This is a genomic window from Neorhizobium tunisiense, assembly GCF_039631515.1.
Taxonomy (GTDB): domain Bacteria; phylum Pseudomonadota; class Alphaproteobacteria; order Rhizobiales; family Rhizobiaceae; genus Neorhizobium.
The window spans coordinates 177,202-192,781 of sequence record NZ_JBDIUU010000003.1 but is presented as its reverse complement, the minus strand read 5'-3'; the positions used below and the strand labels follow the sequence as shown (position 1 = coordinate 192,781).

Here is a 15,580-nt window from a genome sequence, read left to right as displayed (position 1 = left end):
CGCGTCGAAACCTATTCGGTGCCGATCTTCTCCAGATCATAAGGGGTCGTCTGGTAGATCTCGTTGATCCAGTTGCCGAACAGAAGATGGGCATGGCTGCGCCACCGGTTCAAGGGCGTCAGCGTATCGTCGTTATGCGGGAAGTAGTTGTGCGGCATCTTGATCGGTACGCCGGCATTAACGTCGCGGAAATATTCGTCCGCCAGCGAGGTGGAGTCGTATTCCACATGGTTGAACATGTAGAGCCGCTTGCCGGCCTTCTCGTGCACCAGGCAGATGCCCATTTCCTCGGATTCCATCAGGATTTCGAGGTTTGGGTTCTTCTCGATGTCGGCGCGGCGGACTTCCGTCCAGCGCGACACCGGCACCTGAAAATCGTCCGAAAAGCCGTTGAGATAGATCGAGGACGGCACGAGATTGCGGTGGCGATAGACGCCGAACGCCTTTTCCTTGAGCTCGTATTTCGGCACGCCATGGAAATGATAGATGGCCGCCATCGCGCCCCAGCAGACATTCATGGTCGAATGCACGTTGGTCGCGGTCCAGTCGAGGATTTGCCTCATCTCGTCCCAATAGGTGACGTCCTCGAAGGCAAGCGTCTCGATCGGGGCGCCGGTGATGATGAAGCCGTCGAACTTGCGGTGCTTCACCTCTTCCCAGGTCTCGTAGAAGGAAAGGAGATGGTCTTCCGACGTGTTCTTCGCCCTGTGGCCGCCGATGCGGATCAGCGAGAACTCGACCTGCAGCGGTGAGGCGCCGACCAGGCGGGCCATCTGCAGCTCGGTCTTGATCTTGTTTGGCATGAGGTTCAAGAGCCCGATCTGCAACGGACGAATGTCCTGCCGCACCGCCATGGTTTCGGTCATCACCCGCACGCCTTCGGAAACGAGCGTGCTGAATGCGGGCAGCGTATCGGGAATCTTGATCGGCATGTCTCAAACCCAACAAAAATAAAAACCGGCAACGATAAAAATCGCAACCGGTCCGTGGGAAGACATCTTCTCGCGGCCCTTTAGCGACTTTTTTAACGTGGCTGCAAGCCGGCCGGCCAAATCACCACGAATTCTGAAAAGCTCAAATACGCCTTGCCATGCCCGGCGTCAATGGGAGCATAATTTACCGCTTACCGCTCCCGCCGCGCCATGAAGGCCATCCGCTCGAACAGATGCACGTCCTGCTCGTTCTTGAGGAGAGCGCCATGCAGCTTCGGCAGCGCGTTCTTGACGTCACCGCGCAGGTCCGAAGGGTCGACGTCGTCGGAGACCAGAAGCCGGATCCAGTCGAGCGCTTCGGAGGTCGAGGGCTTCTTCTTCAGTCCCGGCATCTCGCGGATTTCGTAGAATTGGGTGAGCGCATTGCGCACCAGCGTCTGCTTGATGCCGGGATAATGAACCTCGACGATGCGGGCGAGCGTATCGACATCCGGGAAGCGGATATAGTGGAAGAAACAGCGGCGCAGGAAGGCGTCCGGCAGTTCCTTCTCGTTATTGGAGGTGATGATGACGATCGGCCAGACCTTGGCGCGCACCATTTCGCCGGTCTCGTAGACATGGAATTCCATGCGGTCGAGTTCCTGCAGCAGGTCGTTCGGGAATTCGATATCGGCCTTGTCGATCTCGTCGATCAGCAGGACGAGCTTCCTGTCGGAGGCAAAGGCCTGCCACAGCTTGCCGCGACGGATGTAGTTCGCGACATCGTGGACGCGCTCGTCGCCGAGCTGGCTGTCGCGCAGCCGCGAGACGGCGTCGTATTCGTAAAGCCCCTGCTGCGCCTTCGTGGTGGACTTGATGTTCCACTCGATCAGGTCGAGGCCGAGGGCGGCGGCCACCTGCCGCGCCAGTTCGGTCTTGCCGGTGCCGGGCTCGCCTTTCACCAGCAACGGACGTTCGAGCCGGATCGCAGCGTTGACCGCCACCATCAGATCCTTGTCGGCAATATAGTCCGCTGTACCCTGAAACTGCATCTCGTGATCCTGATCGGTGAACGCGCCGCAAACTAAAAGCTCACCCGTGGCGGTGCAACAGCTTTCCCTTTGTGCCGGCTTTGCGCTATGGGCAATGCGCATGAGCCATTCGACCTTCACCATTCTGCTCGGCGGCAATCTGACCGTCACCGACCGCCTGCGGGACGCGGTTGCCGGCAGCCGCTTCATCGCGGCCGACAGCGGCATGCGGCATGCGTTGGCGCTGGGCGTCACGCCGGAACTCTGGGTCGGCGATTTCGATTCCTCTGATGCCGCGCTGATCGCGCAGTTCCCGGGCGTCGAACGGCAGGCCTTTCCGCCGGCCAAGAACGAGACGGACGGCGAGATCGCCACGGCTGAGGCAATCCGGCGCGGAGCCACGCGACTGATCTTCGCCGGCGCCATGGGCGGCGAGCGCAGCGACCATGCGCTCCAGCACTTTTTTCATGCCATGAGCCTGGCGGAAGGCGGCCTTGACGTCATGCTCGCCGCCGGCGACGAGGAGGCAACCCCTCTCCTCCCCGGCAATGGCAAGACGCTCGACCTGCCCAGGGGTTCGCTCTTTTCCGTCGTCGGTTTTTCAGCCCTCGAAGGGCTCGATATCATCGGCGCACGATATCCGCTCGACAACTTCTCGCTTCCCTTCGGCTCCTCGCGCACCGTCTCCAACGTTGCGGAAGGCCCTGTGGAATTCCATCTAAAGAGCGGCAGGGCCATGATCCTTGCCCGCCCCTACGACTTTACAGGAGCCTGACTTTGGCGCCCCCAATTCTGAAACTTGACGATATTTTCCTGAGCTTCGGCGGCGCGCCGCTGCTTGCCGGCGCCGGCATGCAGGTGGAGCCGGGCGACCGGATCTGCCTCGTCGGCCGCAACGGTTCCGGCAAATCGACGCTGATGAAGATCGCGGCCGGCATGGTCGAGCCCCAGTCGGGCGAGGTGTTCCGCCATCCCTCCTCGACCATCCGCTATCTCGAACAGGCGCCGGATTTCGCCGATTATTCGACAGTGCAGGCCTATGCCGAAGCGGGCCTCGGCCCGGGCGATGATCCCTATCGCGTCACCTATCTGCTCGAACATCTGGGCCTCACCGGCCAGGAACACCCGAACACGCTCTCCGGCGGCGAATCCCGACGCGCAGCGCTTGCCCGCGTCATGGCGCCCGAACCCGACATCCTGATGCTCGACGAGCCGACCAACCATCTGGACTTGCCGACCATCGAATGGCTGGAAGACGAGCTGCGCAAGACGAGAAGCGCGCTCGTGGTAATCTCGCATGACCGGCGTTTTCTCGAAAAGGTCTCGAACGCCACCGTCTGGCTCGATCGCGGTACGTCGCGGCGCCTCAACCGCGGTTTCGGCGAATTCGAAGCCTGGCGCGATGAGGTCCTGGAAGCCGAAGAGCTGGAGCAGCACAAGCTCGGCAAGGCGATCGAGCGCGAGGAACACTGGCTGCGTTACGGCGTCACCGCACGCCGCAAGCGCAACATGCGCCGCCTCGGCGAGTTGCAGACGATGCGCGGCAATTACCGCGGCCACAAGGGGCCGCAGGGTACGGTCCAGGCGACCGTCAGTGAAGGCCGCGAATCCGGCAAGCTGGTCATCGAGGCCGAAAACATCACCAAGAGCTACGACCGGCCGATCGTCGCGCCTTTCTCGATCCGCGTGCATCGCGGCGACTGCATCGGTCTCGTCGGACCGAACGGCGCCGGCAAGACGACGCTTCTGAAAATGCTGACCGGCCAGCTGGCGCCCGACACCGGCACCGTCAAGCTCGGCACAAACCTGGAGATCGCCACGCTCGACCAGAAGCGCGAGGACCTGGACCCCGAGGACACGCTGTCCCATTATCTGACGGACGGACGCGGCGAAACGCTGCTGGTCAACGGCGAACAGCGGCATGTCGCAGGCTACATGAAGGATTTCCTGTTCCAGCCGGAGCAGATCAGGACACCGATCAAGAACCTGTCCGGCGGCGAGCGCGCCCGGCTGATGCTCGCCCGCATCATGGCAAGACCCTCGAACCTCCTGATATTGGACGAACCGACCAACGACCTCGACATCGAGACGCTGGACCTGCTGCAGGAAATCGTCGCCGGTTACACCGGCACCGTCATCCTCGTCAGCCACGACCGAGACTTCCTCGACCGCACCGTGACCTCGACCATCGCCCCCGCCAATCCCGATGCACCGGATGGCCGCTGGATCGAATATGCGGGCGGCTACACCGATATGCTGGCACAGCGCAAAGGTGCGCAGGAAGAAAGGCGTCGCGCGGAAAAGGCGGACAAGGCAAAAACCGATGCCGCGGCTCCCACCGCTGAAGCCCCCCGCAGCAAGGGCAAGCTCTCCTTCAAGCAGAAATTCGCGCTCGAAAACCTGCCGAAGGAAATGGCGAAAGCCCAGGCCGAGATCGCCGTCCGCGAGAAGAAAATGGCCGATCCCAACCTCTTCACCAAGGATCCCGCCGCCTTCAACAAGCTGGCCGCGGAGATGGAAAAGCTGCGTCAGAGCATCAGCAAAATGGAGGAAGAATGGCTGGAGCTCGAAATGCTGCGTGAGGAAATCGAAGGCTGATTTTCGATTTGTTAAGCTTAACAGGTAGTTAGCTGAAAAAAGTTTTGTCGCGGACCGGAACATATGATGTCCCGAGACGTTCTGGGTGCGAACAGTGGTCGAAATGTCCCGGGGACGGATCGGCCTGCCGGGAACCGATCAACCGAATGGGGACATCCAATGCTGACAAATGTTACGCGTCGTCGGCTGGCCACTGAGGCGATGAATCAGCGAGTTATGATCGTCGAAGACGAGTTTCTGATCGCGCTCGATGTGGCCGAGACGATCGAATCCATGGGCCTGAAAGTCGCCGGTTTTGCCAATGCCCGCAAACATGCGCTGGCTCTGGCTGCCCATGCCGATATTGCTCTGGTGGATGTCAATCTCTCCGACGGCCGGACCGGTCCGGAAATTGGCCGCGAGCTTGCCGAACAATATGGCATCACCGTAGTTTTCATGACGGGCAATCCGGAAGATGTGGAAGACGGCGTCAAAGGCTCGCTCGGCGTTCTCACCAAACCGGTCATGCCCGATGTGGTCGAGAAGGCGATCGGCTACGCCGTCGCCAACCGGCTCGGCGGCATGGCGGTCGTTCCGCGTGAACTGAAAGTGTTTTCTCAGAACCGCTGAGAAATCTTGATCCTGCGGGATCCGCCCGTAGCCGGCAAGAGGCCGCCTCTTGCCAGCCATTCCCACCACCGCTAAATCTGATCCGCTCTAACGGGGTGCCGCGCGTTTTCACGCGGCTGAGAGGCCTTCGGGCCAACCCGCGGAACCTGATCCGGTTAACACCGGCGGAGGGATTAGACGGCTCTTCATCAGCGCCTGGTCCCCTTTGTCACCAAAACGAGGAGACGCTCATGCGCGGGACCATTCTTTCGATATTCGCGGCCGCGGCCGTCTTTTCCCTGTCCGCGCCCGCCGAAGCGCAGGAAAAGACGCTGACCGTCTACACCTACGAGAGTTTCATTTCCGACTGGGGACCAGGACCCAAGGTCAAGGAGGCGTTCGAGAAGACCTGCGCCTGCAAGCTCAATTTCGTCGGCGTCGCCGACGGCGTGGCGCTTCTCACCCGCCTGAAACTCGAAGGCCCGGGTACCGATGCCGATATCGCGCTCGGCCTCGATACCAACCTGATCTCCGAGGCGAAAGCGACCGGCCTCTTCGAGCCGCATGGGCTCGACGCCTCGGCGGCCAAGGTCCCTGGCAATTACAGCGACGACACGTTCATCCCCTACGACTACGGCCATTTCGCCATCGTCTACGATGCGCAGGCGATGAAGAACCCGCCCAAAAGCCTCAAGGAATTGGTCGAGGGCGATCCGGCGCAGAAGATCGCCATCGAGGACCCGCGCACCTCGACACCGGGCCTCGGCCTGCTGCTCTGGGTGAAATCGGTCTATGGCGACAAGGCTCCGGAGGCCTGGATAAAGCTTCGCAGGCGAGTGCTGACCGTCACTCCCGGCTGGTCGGAAGCCTACGGCCTGTTCACCAAGGGCGAAGTGCCGATGGTGTTCTCATACACGACCTCGCCGGCCTATCACATGATCGAGGAGAAGACAGACCGCTACCAGGCCGCCTCCTTCTCCGAAGGTCACTATATCCAGATCGAAGTCGCCGGCATGCTGAAGGGGGCGAAGGACAAGGATCTGGCGAAACAGTTCCTGAAATTCATGGTGTCTCCGGCCTTCCAGGACGTCATCCCGACCACCAACTGGATGATGCCAGCTGCCAAGACGTCCGAGCCGCTTCCCGACGCCTTCGGCAAGCTGGTTCAGCCAGCAAAGACGTTCCTGATGGGCTCGGACGAGGTCGCCAGGAACCGGCAGGCCTGGATCGACGAATGGCTGACCGCCATGAGCATGAACTGATCCGATGCTGACGCGCGCTGAACGGAGAAGGGGGATAGGCTGGGGGCTGCTGAGCCTTACCGGAATCGCCTTCTTCGTCGGCATGGCGGTCGCCGCACTTCTGTCCTTCGATGCCGGCAGCACCCAAAGCCGGCTGTTCACCGCTTATACCTGGCGAATTCTGCGCTTCACCCTGTTGCAGGCGGCTCTCTCGACACTCCTGTCGGTGGTTTTCGCACTCCCCGTCGCCCTCGCGCTCGCGCGCCGCCCAGGTTTTCCGGGCCGCATCTGGATCATACGGCTGATGGCATTGCCGATGGGCCTGCCGGTGCTGATCGGCGCGCTGGGCCTGATCGGCATCTGGGGCCGGCAAGGAGTAATGAACAGCCTGCTGTTGAAACTGGGCCTTGAGCAACCGGTGAGCATTTACGGGCTATCCGGCATCTTGATTGCACATGTGTTCTTCAACCTGCCGCTCGCCGCAAGGCTGTTGCTGGCGGCACTGGAACGGTTGCCGGCGGAATATTGGCTGCTTTCGTCAGGCCTGGGGATGAAACCCTTTTCCGTCTTCCGTTTCATCGAGTGGCCGGCGGCGCGCCGGGTCATCCCCGGAATAACGGGCTTGATCTTCATGCTCTGCGCCACGAGTTTCACGCTCGTCCTGGTGCTTGGCGGCGGGCCGGCCGCAACGACGCTTGAAGTAGCGATCTACCAGTCGCTGCGTTTCGATTTCGATCCGCCGCGCGCCATAGCGCTGTCGCTGCTGCAGATCGGCATTACGGCGCTCATACTGATCGCGATCTCGTTTCTTCCAGCCCCTGACGACGCTGGCGTGACCGCCGGCCGGGCGACCCGCCGGTTCGATGGCCGAACGTTGCCGGCAAGGCTTTGGGATACGCTCGCTATCCTGCTCGCCACGACATTCCTGATCCTGCCGCTCGCATCCATCGTTGGCGCAGGCGTCCAGGCCAATCTCTGGGGCCTCGTCAACAGCGCCGCCTTCCTGCGCGCTGCCTGGACCAGTTTCACCATTGCGCTTTCCGCCGGCCTGTTGGCCGTTCTGATCTCGCTGGCGATGATTGCCGGGCGTGAGGCAATAGCCGACATGAAGCGGCCCGGCGGAACGGCCAGGGCGTTTTCCGTGTCCTTGGGTGGAATGTCCTCGCTGGTGCTGCTCGTGCCGCCGGTCGTGCTCGGGACCGGCTGGTTCCTGATGCTGCGCCCGTTCGGCGATGTCGCGCGCTTCGCCCCGGCGCTGGTGGCGATCATCAACATGCTGATGGCGCTTCCCTTCGTGATGCGCGTTTTGTCACCCGCCGTCGAACTGCATCGCAGGCGGACCGGCAGGCTTGCCGCAAGCCTCGGCCTCTCGGGCTTTTCACGCTTGCGCAGGATTGATCTGCCGGTTCTGGCAAAGCCGCTGCTGACGGCGCTGTCCTTCGCCATGGCGCTCTCGCTCGGCGATCTCGGCGCGGTGGCGCTATTCGGCTCCAGCGAGCTCACCACCCTGCCCTGGCTTGTCTATAGCCGGCTATCCAGCTATCGCACCAATGATGCCGACGGGCTGGCGCTCATCCTCGGCATCATCTGTCTGGGGCTGACGATGATCGGCACTGCCGGTCAACGGGAAGAAAAGCATGGCTGATGGGATCGTGCTCGAAGAGGTCGAGCTCAGGCTTGGTATGAAGGAATTTCGCTTCGATTGCGTGGTTCCGGCCGGCGCCGTGACCGCGATCACCGGCCCTTCCGGCTCCGGCAAGTCAACCCTCCTCAACCTCGTTGCCGGCTTCGAGGCGCCCGACCGTGGCCGTATCCTGATCGCGGGCGGGGACGTGACGAAAAAACATCCCTCCGAGCGTCCCGTATCGCTGGTCTTTCAGGACAACAATCTCTTCGCCCATCTGGACCTCGCCACCAATGTCGGACTGGGCATCAGTCCTTCGCTGAAACTGTCCGGCAGTGACCGGGCCACTATATCGCAGGCGCTGGAGCGCGTCGGGCTGGGCGGCTTTGAGAAACGGATGCCGGGGACGCTCTCCGGTGGCGAAAGACAGCGCGCCGCCTTTGCCCGGGCTCTGGTTCGCAGAAAACCGGTCCTGCTGATGGACGAGCCGTTTGCGGCGCTCGACCCCGGCCTCCGGCTTTCGATGGCCAACCTGCTCATCGACCTGCATCGCGAGACAGGCAATACCGTGCTGGTCGTCACCCATGATCCGGATGAAGTAGGCCGGTTGGCGGACCAGGCGATCTTCATCGACCACGGCCGTATCCTGCTGCAGGCGCCGGCCGAGGAATTCCTTAGCCAGCGCGATATACCGGCACTTGCCGAATTTCTCTCCGGCTGATCAGGCCGCCCTTGCGCGGAACCAGGCGCCGGAGCGGATCGCGAGGAACAGGATCCCGCCATAAGCGACCAGTCCGGCCGCCAGCGCGAAGAACAATCCGTTCAGCGATCCGGTGAATTCCAGCGCCAGCCAGCCGCCGAGGCCGGCAATGGCGAGCCTCAGGAAACCGCAGGCAAGCGGCCAGAGCAGCTGGCCCGCCCCTTGAGAGGCGAAATAGAGCGCCAGCCCGCCGCCGAAGAAACCGTAGACCGGCCCGACGATCTGCAGATAGGCGACGCCCGCGTCGATCGCTCCATGCTCCTCGCTGAACAGCGAAATCCACGCGACCGGGAAGATCGCCGCGATCAGGCCGATCGTCTCGGTGATGACGAAGGCAATCGCGGCGCCGGTGAAGGCGATGCGCATTGCGCGATCTTTCTGGCCGGCGCCCATATTGGTGCCGACCAGCGCCACCATTGGCGCACCGATGCCGAAGATCACCGGGATCAGCAGATATTCGAGCCGTGCACCTGTGCCGAAACCGGCAACCGCCGAGACCCCCGCCTTGGTCGCCACCAGCGCCGTGGCGATGCCGATGGTCACGTTGGTGAGAACCGAATTGATCGCCGCAGCCGCTCCGAGACGGACGATATCCCGAAACATCGCCCAACGGAGCGGACCGACGCCGAAGCGCACGAGATTGCGGCCGGAGACGATATACCAGGCGAGAACCGCAGTGCCGCCGAAACTGTAGAGCACCAGGGCCAGCCCGCCGCCGGCAATGCCGAGCCCCTGGAACGGGCCGAAGCCGAAGATCAGCAACGGCGATACCGGCACGAGCAGTGCAGCCCCCACGCAGGTGACCAATGCCGGAAACAGCATGTTGCCCGTTCCGCGTACGACGCTTGCCAGGCCATTCATCAGCCAGACGAAGATCATGCCGCCGAAGACGACATTCGAATAGGTGAGCGCGGCTTCGAGTTCCGGCCCCTCGCCGCCAAGCGCGCGATAGATCGGCCGGCCGAAAGCGATCATGATTGCCGAGAACAACAGCCCAAGCGCCACATTGACCACGACTGCGTGCCAGGCAAGCAGTGCCGCGTCCTCACGCCGGCCGCTGCCGAGCGCACGGGCGACGGCCGAGGAGATCGCCCCGCCGAAACCGCCAGCCGACATCATCTGCATCAGCATCACGGCCGGAAAGACCAGGGCCATTCCTGCCAGTGCCGCGGTGCCCATATGCGAAACCCACCAGGTTTCGATCAGCCCCGTCGAGGCCTGGGCGAGCATGATCAGGATATTTGGCCAGGCGAGCCGGATCAGCATCGGCAGGATCGGATCCTGCAGCAGCTGCCGGGTTCGGGGGCTGATCGGCGCCGCGTCCACGTCTTCGAAGATAGATGCCGCTTCGACGGCTTCGGTGGTAACGGCGCTCATCGATCGGCCTCCCTATGCTGCGGGAACTGGTTCATGGACGGGTAACGGCGGCGGATGCGTTCGTTCGCGGCAGGCCCCGCCGCATTGGTGAAAACCGGGTCGCTGAGCGGCTTGCCGCTGCGGCGGTCGATCATCACCGGCTCGGCCTGCTCGCCGGTCTCCTTGTTGACGATCACCACACTTTCGCCTTCTGGCGCCAGATGCTGGTTGCCCCAGGTGAGCAGCGCCTGCACCACGGCCCTGAAGTCGCGGCCGCGCTGCGTAAGGTGATATTCGTCGCGCGGAGGACGTTCGCAATAGCGCCGCTTTTCCATCAGCCCGGATTCGACCAGCGACTTCAGCCGGTTGGTCAGGATGTTTGGAGCGATCTCGAGATTGCGCTGGAATTCGTCGAAGCGGGTGGCACCCGCCAGCGCATCGCGCAGGATCAGGATACTCCAGGCCTCGCCGACATGTTTGAGACTGCGCAGCACCGGACATCCGGTGTCGGTGGGACCTGCTCGTTTCATGGGATCGCTCCAGGTGACGGCAGCCTTGTGGCATAAGTAACTAGCAAATTGCAAGTCACTATTCGCGTGATCACGTTTCGCAACGGAGACGGCCGGACCGTCAGAAAGCTCGCCACAATTTGGACGTGCCACGATGGCATCGCGGAAAGGCAGCGGGGATTTTCATTGCAAACGCACCAGCAAGACATATTTCAATAAGAGCATCTGTGCATTCGACGCGAAAATCGCTAAGCGACATAGAGAAGGAGCCGGCTTGGATCGAGAGGACCTCTGCCAAGCTGGATGGCGGACCTTGGGAATGATGGTGCGGAAGACGAGGACGATGAGGCGCGACACAGCGATCCCGGCTGTCTGGACGATTGTCCGTGCCCTGCCCGGTCGGCGGGCCTTGGGCGCCCTGCTGTTCAGCGGTGCGATCCTTTCCGGCTGCCAGTCGCTCTTCGACCAGGCCTATACCCCGAATGTCTCTCCCTCCGACTCGCCGCAAATCGTCGACGAGGTGCAGAAGAACGATCCGCGGGCGCAGATGGGCGCGCGCGAGCATCCGCGCATCGTTGCGAGCTACGGCGGCGAATATCGCGACGCGAAGACCGAGCGGCTGGTCGCCCGCATTGCCGGCGCGCTGACCGCCGTTTCGGAAAACCCCAACCAGTCCTTCCGCATCACCATTCTGAATTCGCCGGCGATCAACGCCTTCGCGCTGCCCGGCGGTTATCTTTACGTGACGCGCGGCCTTCTGGCGCTTGCCAATGACGCATCGGAAGTCGCGGCCGTGCTCTCCCACGAGATGGGCCACGTCACAGCCAACCACGGCATCGAACGCCAGCGCCGCGAAGAGGCGGAGGTGATCGCGAGCCGCGTCGTCGCGGAAGTCCTCTCCAGCGATCTCGCCGGCAAGCAGGCGCTCGCCCGCGGCAAGCTTCGCCTCGCCGCATTCTCGCGCCAGCAGGAACTGCAGGCCGACGTGATCGGCGTGCGGATGCTCGGCGAAGCGGGTTACGACCCCTATGCCGCGGCGCGCTTCCTGGATTCGATGGCTGCCTATGCCCGCTATTCGGCGGTCGATCCGGACAACGATCAAAGCCTCGACTTTCTGTCGAGCCATCCGAACTCCGCCCAGCGCGTCGATCTTGCCCGCCGTCATGCCCGCAATTTCGGCCAGGAGGGCACCGTCGGCGACAAGGGCCGCGATTATTACATCGCCGGCATCGATGGCCTGCTCTACGGTGACAGCCCGCAGGAGGGTTATGTTCGCGGGCAGACTTTTCTGCATGGCGGCCTCGGCATCCGTTTCGACGTGCCGCCGGACTTCCGGATCGACAACAAGGTGGAAGCGGTGCTGGCGACCGGCCCGGGCGAAACGGCGATCCGCTTCGACGGCGTTGCCGCAGGCGATAACGACAATCTGCCGAACTATCTGACGAGCGGCTGGGTCGCGGGTCTGCAGCCGGAGACGGTGCGGGAGATCCAGGTGAACGGCATGCCTGCGGCAACTGCCCGGGCTTCCGCCGAACGCTGGGATTTCGATGTGACCGTCATCCGGGTCGACAATCAGATTTTCCGCTTCTTGACGGCGGTGCCGAAGGGCAGTCCGGCGCTCGATACGACTGCCGAGATTCTGCGTTCGACCTTCCGCCGGATGACGCCTCAGGAAATTGCGGCGCTGAAGCCGCTGCGAGTCCGCATCGTCACGGCGACCAAGGACGACACCATCGCATCGCTTTCGGCGCGCATGATGGGAACGGATCGCAAGCTCGATCTTTTCAAGCTGATCAACGCGCTGCCGGCCGGGGGGACGATCTCCCCGGGCCAGAAATTCAAGATCATTTCCGAATGAGATCGGGGGGCCGCCTCAGCAGGCGGCCGCAGCCATCTGCGGATTGGCCGACACCAGCGCCGACTTGAGCTTTTCGATAGCCCGGCTTTCGATCTGCCGCACGCGTTCCTTTGAAATGCCGAGTTCGGCCCCCAAGGCTTCGAGCGTCGCGCCATCGTCCGTCAGGCGGCGAGCGCGAATAATCTTCTTTTCCCGGTCGTTGAGCTTGGTGAGCGCGCCCTGCAGCCATTTCAGCCGCCGTTCGCCGTCGATCATCCCGGAAACCTGCTCATCCGGCAGCGGTTCGGCACTCGCCAGCATGTCGAGCCGTTCGCCGCTATCCGCATCGCCGGCGATCGATGGCGCCTGCAGCGAGGAATCATTGCCGGAAAGGCGGGCATCCATGGTCTGGACATCGGCGACGCTGACGCCGAGCGCCACTGCGATCTCTTCGTGAATTGCCCGGGCGGTGAGATTGGAATCGCCGCGGGCGAGCTTGGCGCGCAGCCGGCGAAGATTGAAGAACAGCGCCTTCTGCGCGGAACTGGTGCCGCCCCGCACGATCGACCAGTTTCGAAGAATATAATCCTGCATCGAGGCGCGGATCCACCAGCTGGCATAAGTGGAAAAACGCACGTCGCGGGCGGGTTCAAACCTTGCCGCCGCTTCGAGCAGCCCTACATAGCCCTCTTGTACGAGGTCGCTCATCGGCAATCCGAAGCCACGGAACTTCGAGGCCATGGCGATCACGAGACGCATATGCGCAAGGGCAATCTGGTTGCGGGCATCCTGGTCCTGATCGTCCTTCCAGCGGACCGCCAGATCGCGCTCCTCCTCCCGGGCGAGATATGGAGCGGACATTGCTATCTTGATCATGGTGCGATCTGCGGACATGGCTGTCATCGTGTTCTCCGTGAACGGTCTGATCCGACAAAAACAGCGGGCACAAACTAGAGACACCGTGCGACAAGCCCGAACGATGATTGCCTGTTTTCCTGCCGCCTTTGCTCCCCTCGTCTTGAGTTCAGCGGGGGATTCACAATCGGTTCGAAAGACCGATCTTCTGCCCCGCACTTAGCTGTCCCGAACGCAAACCGACGCACATCAGTTCGCCGTTCCGGCGGATTAACGCGGAGACAGGCAAAAAGTTCCAATAAAAAACCCGGCACGAAGGCCGGGTTTTTGGTAGGACTATGGATGGATGATCAGGCCGCTTCTTCCTGCGCCTCATCTTCCTCGATGTTCTTGCCGCGCTTGGGACCCTTGGCGAGATTGACCTCGACAAGGCGGACGGCTTCGGTTTCGGACATCTTGTTGACGGCAGCGATTTCACGAGCCATGCGGTCGAGGGCGGCTTCGTAAAGCTGACGCTCGGAATAGGATTGTTCCGGCTGGTTGTCGGCGCGATAGAGGTCACGAACCACTTCCGCGATCGAGATCAGATCGCCGGAATTGATCTTTGCATCGTATTCCTGGGCGCGGCGCGACCACATGGTGCGCTTCACGCGGGCCTTGCCTTGAACAACCTTGAGAGCGCGTTCCACAAAATCCGTTTCGGACAGCTTGCGCATGCCGATGCTGACGGCCTTTGCGACCGGCACCTTGAGGCGCATTTTGTCCTTTTCGAAATCGATTACGAAAAGCTCGAGCTTCATGCCGGCAACTTCCTGCTCTTCAATCGCAGAGATAGTGCCTACACCATGAGCGGGATATACGATCGATTCACCAGTCTTGAAGCCCTGGCGTGCGGGAGAAGTCTTTTTCTGCTGAGTCGTCATTCGTTTCACAAACTCCCTGTTACTCACCCATTGCCGGGTCGGGGGAACCGGGTCTGTCAGGCCCGGATGAGACGGGGGAAACCGTCGGGTCACTCCATACTGGTCCGACCAACGCGAGCGAAAAAACACCCATCGGGGTACTGCGACCGACAACATTCAAGCGTTGCAATGTCACGGAAACCGCGCTTTGGGTGGTCTGTTGCTTTCGTGATGTTTTTTGGGCACACACGTGCCGTCTTGTGGAACAGTTCTTGTTGTCTACCACAAAAAAGTGCGGAAATCAATAATTTGCTTTTGCAGGTGCACAGAGCGCTACAGCCGCGCTCTGCCCAACAAAAAGGCAAAGTGATTCGAAACAGCTTCCGAGCCATTCCGTCGCGGCAAATCTCAATCGCCCTTGCCGGGTTCGGCGGAGAAATACTGCTCGTACTTGTTAGTGACGCCGTCCATCTCCTTGGCCTCGGGCAGCGCATCGCGCTTGACCGTGATATTGGGCCAGATCTGAGCGAATTCAGTGTTTATCTTGAGCCATTTGTCGAGACCCGGTTCCGTGTCCGGCTTGATCGCCTCGGCGGGACATTCCGGTTCGCAGACGCCGCAATCGATGCATTCGTCGGGATGGATGACGAGGAAGTTTTCGCCTTCATAAAAACAGTCGACCGGGCAGACCTCGACGCAGTCGGTATATTTGCAGCGGATACAATTGTCGGTCACGACATACGTCATGCGGCACTCCAAGACTATCGCGGATCAGCGGCACGTCGACGGATGGGAAGCGCCGGCACACCGGAAAGCCGGGAGAGGCGAAAACCCAACTGCAAAAATGACAGGAGGTAGGCGATCCGGCTTTTCGACAGTCAGGTAAAGCCTTTGGCTTTGCTTAGCAAGGATATCCGTGCTGAAAACCTAGGCGCAGCGGGTCGTTTTTTCTAATCTAGGTCCGCATCGATACCCGGAAACAGCCGATCGGTCTCGCGGCGCTCCTTCTTGGTCGGTCGGCCGCTTCCCTGCGCGCGTTGCGCCTGTTCGAACAAGGTCAGCCTCTTGGTTTCTTCAGGAGGAGGACTGAGATCTTCGTAGAGCATCCGGGCCTCTTCGAAAGGCCCTCGCCTTTCCCCGCCGGCCTTGACCACCAGCACGAGACCGCGACGCTCCAACGTGAGATCGATACGGTCACCCGGCTTCACCTGGGAACTGGGTTGGGACACCAGGTCCCCATTCACCCGCACGTGGTTCGAGCGGATGAGATCCTGGGCGATCGACCGCGACTTCGCCATGCGGGCAAAAAACAGCCACTTGTCGATGCGCTGGCGCGAACCGGATTGTGGCTGTTTTTCCGTCATGGGC

At 61.7% G+C, this 15,580-nt stretch carries 15 protein-coding genes and 2 riboswitches; of the genes, 7 read left to right on the top strand and 8 right to left on the bottom strand.

Features of this window, described 5'->3' with window-relative positions; all coding sequences use genetic code 11:
• Positions 1-11: 11 nt before the first annotated feature.
• Positions 12-932, bottom strand: coding sequence for a homoserine O-acetyltransferase MetA (gene metA / locus ABCW43_RS15010; RefSeq protein WP_345925787.1), 921 nt, complete (start codon positions 930-932; stop codon positions 12-14).
• A gap of 60 nt (positions 933-992) precedes the next feature.
• Positions 993-1,070, bottom strand: a riboswitch (SAM riboswitch).
• 53 nt (positions 1,071-1,123) lie between these two features.
• Entirely contained in the window at positions 1,124-1,963 is an 840-nt protein-coding gene (locus tag ABCW43_RS15005; RefSeq protein ID WP_345925785.1) for an AAA family ATPase, read from the bottom strand.
• Between the two features lie 94 nt (positions 1,964-2,057).
• On the opposite strand from ABCW43_RS15005, the gene ABCW43_RS15000 reads away from it, so the two are divergent.
• The 6 genes from ABCW43_RS15000 (at position 2,058) to ABCW43_RS14975 (ending at position 8,714) form a co-directional block, all read left to right on the top strand.
• Positions 2,058-2,717, top strand: a complete 660-nt coding sequence (locus tag ABCW43_RS15000) for a thiamine diphosphokinase (protein ID WP_345926233.1) — start codon at positions 2,058-2,060, stop codon at positions 2,715-2,717.
• Between the two features lie 2 nt (positions 2,718-2,719).
• A complete protein-coding gene (locus tag ABCW43_RS14995; protein ID WP_345925783.1) occupies positions 2,720-4,540 on the top strand; it encodes an ABC-F family ATP-binding cassette domain-containing protein in 1,821 nt (606 codons plus the stop codon).
• Between the two features lie 159 nt (positions 4,541-4,699).
• The gene (locus tag ABCW43_RS14990) at positions 4,700-5,149 is read left to right on the top strand and encodes a response regulator (RefSeq protein WP_345925781.1); all 450 of its coding nucleotides are present in this window, start codon (positions 4,700-4,702) and stop codon (positions 5,147-5,149) included.
• An 81-nt stretch (positions 5,150-5,230) separates the two neighbouring features.
• Positions 5,231-5,339: riboswitch (TPP riboswitch) on the top strand.
• A 40-nt stretch (positions 5,340-5,379) separates the two neighbouring features.
• A complete protein-coding gene (thiB, locus tag ABCW43_RS14985) occupies positions 5,380-6,390 on the top strand; it encodes a thiamine ABC transporter substrate binding subunit (protein WP_345925779.1) in 1,011 nt (336 codons plus the stop codon).
• A 4-nt stretch (positions 6,391-6,394) separates the two neighbouring features.
• Positions 6,395-8,014, top strand: a complete 1,620-nt coding sequence (gene thiP, locus ABCW43_RS14980) for a thiamine/thiamine pyrophosphate ABC transporter permease ThiP (protein ID WP_345925777.1) — start codon at positions 6,395-6,397, stop codon at positions 8,012-8,014.
• Positions 8,007-8,714 carry a thiamine ABC transporter ATP-binding protein gene (locus ABCW43_RS14975; RefSeq protein ID WP_345925775.1) on the top strand — a complete coding sequence of 236 codons (708 nt, stop codon included), beginning with the start codon at positions 8,007-8,009 and terminating at the stop codon, positions 8,712-8,714. The genes thiP and ABCW43_RS14975 overlap by 8 nt, the downstream gene beginning before the upstream one ends.
• Here the strand turns inward: ABCW43_RS14975 and ABCW43_RS14970 are convergent, their stop codons facing one another.
• Positions 8,715-10,064, bottom strand: a complete 1,350-nt coding sequence (locus tag ABCW43_RS14970; RefSeq protein ID WP_445738953.1) for an MATE family efflux transporter — start codon at positions 10,062-10,064, stop codon at positions 8,715-8,717.
• 62 nt (positions 10,065-10,126) lie between these two features.
• Entirely contained in the window at positions 10,127-10,639 is a 513-nt protein-coding gene (locus ABCW43_RS14965) for a winged helix-turn-helix transcriptional regulator (protein WP_345925771.1), read from the bottom strand.
• Between the two features lie 322 nt (positions 10,640-10,961).
• Here ABCW43_RS14965 and ABCW43_RS14960 point away from each other — a divergent pair, with 322 nt between their 5' ends.
• The gene (locus tag ABCW43_RS14960; RefSeq protein WP_345925769.1) at positions 10,962-12,476 is read left to right on the top strand and encodes a M48 family metalloprotease; all 1,515 of its coding nucleotides are present in this window, start codon (positions 10,962-10,964) and stop codon (positions 12,474-12,476) included.
• A gap of 15 nt (positions 12,477-12,491) precedes the next feature.
• On the opposite strand, the gene ABCW43_RS14955 is transcribed toward ABCW43_RS14960, so the two are convergent.
• The 4 genes from ABCW43_RS14955 to ABCW43_RS14940 form a co-directional block, all read right to left on the bottom strand.
• Positions 12,492-13,358: an RNA polymerase factor sigma-32 gene (locus ABCW43_RS14955; protein WP_007771992.1), complete on the bottom strand. Its 867-nt coding sequence runs from the start codon at positions 13,356-13,358 to the stop codon at positions 12,492-12,494.
• A 302-nt stretch (positions 13,359-13,660) separates the two neighbouring features.
• Entirely contained in the window at positions 13,661-14,233 is a 573-nt protein-coding gene (locus tag ABCW43_RS14950; protein ID WP_046631724.1) for a CarD family transcriptional regulator, read from the bottom strand.
• Positions 14,234-14,620: 387 nt separating this feature from the next.
• Positions 14,621-14,959 carry a ferredoxin FdxA gene (fdxA, locus tag ABCW43_RS14945; protein ID WP_046637350.1) on the bottom strand — a complete coding sequence of 113 codons (339 nt, stop codon included), beginning with the start codon at positions 14,957-14,959 and terminating at the stop codon, positions 14,621-14,623.
• Positions 14,960-15,162: 203 nt separating this feature from the next.
• Positions 15,163-15,576 carry an Hsp15 family ribosome-associated heat shock protein gene (locus tag ABCW43_RS14940; RefSeq protein ID WP_345925763.1) on the bottom strand — a complete coding sequence of 138 codons (414 nt, stop codon included), beginning with the start codon at positions 15,574-15,576 and terminating at the stop codon, positions 15,163-15,165.
• Between the last annotated feature and the right edge of the window lie 4 nt (positions 15,577-15,580).

What these genes read in the sequence shown, in the direction of transcription:
- ABCW43_RS14955 (WP_007771992.1), bottom strand. Translation starts at nt 13,358, where the DNA reads ATGACAGCCATGTCCGCAGATCGCACCATGATCAAGATAGCAATGTCC.
- ABCW43_RS14975 (WP_345925775.1), top strand. Translation starts at nt 8,007, where the DNA reads ATGGCTGATGGGATCGTGCTCGAAGAGGTCGAGCTCAGGCTTGGTATG.
- ABCW43_RS15000 (WP_345926233.1), top strand. Translation starts at nt 2,058, where the DNA reads ATGCGCATGAGCCATTCGACCTTCACCATTCTGCTCGGCGGCAATCTG.
- ABCW43_RS14960 (WP_345925769.1), top strand. Translation starts at nt 10,962, where the DNA reads ATGAGGCGCGACACAGCGATCCCGGCTGTCTGGACGATTGTCCGTGCC.
- metA (WP_345925787.1), bottom strand. Translation starts at nt 932, where the DNA reads ATGCCGATCAAGATTCCCGATACGCTGCCCGCATTCAGCACGCTCGTT.
- ABCW43_RS14965 (WP_345925771.1), bottom strand. Translation starts at nt 10,639, where the DNA reads ATGAAACGAGCAGGTCCCACCGACACCGGATGTCCGGTGCTGCGCAGT.
- ABCW43_RS14990 (WP_345925781.1), top strand. Translation starts at nt 4,700, where the DNA reads ATGCTGACAAATGTTACGCGTCGTCGGCTGGCCACTGAGGCGATGAAT.
- thiP (WP_345925777.1), top strand. Translation starts at nt 6,395, where the DNA reads ATGCTGACGCGCGCTGAACGGAGAAGGGGGATAGGCTGGGGGCTGCTG.
- ABCW43_RS15005 (WP_345925785.1), bottom strand. Translation starts at nt 1,963, where the DNA reads ATGCAGTTTCAGGGTACAGCGGACTATATTGCCGACAAGGATCTGATG.
- thiB (WP_345925779.1), top strand. Translation starts at nt 5,380, where the DNA reads ATGCGCGGGACCATTCTTTCGATATTCGCGGCCGCGGCCGTCTTTTCC.
- ABCW43_RS14950 (WP_046631724.1), bottom strand. Translation starts at nt 14,233, where the DNA reads ATGACGACTCAGCAGAAAAAGACTTCTCCCGCACGCCAGGGCTTCAAG.
- fdxA (WP_046637350.1), bottom strand. Translation starts at nt 14,959, where the DNA reads ATGACGTATGTCGTGACCGACAATTGTATCCGCTGCAAATATACCGAC.
- ABCW43_RS14940 (WP_345925763.1), bottom strand. Translation starts at nt 15,576, where the DNA reads ATGACGGAAAAACAGCCACAATCCGGTTCGCGCCAGCGCATCGACAAG.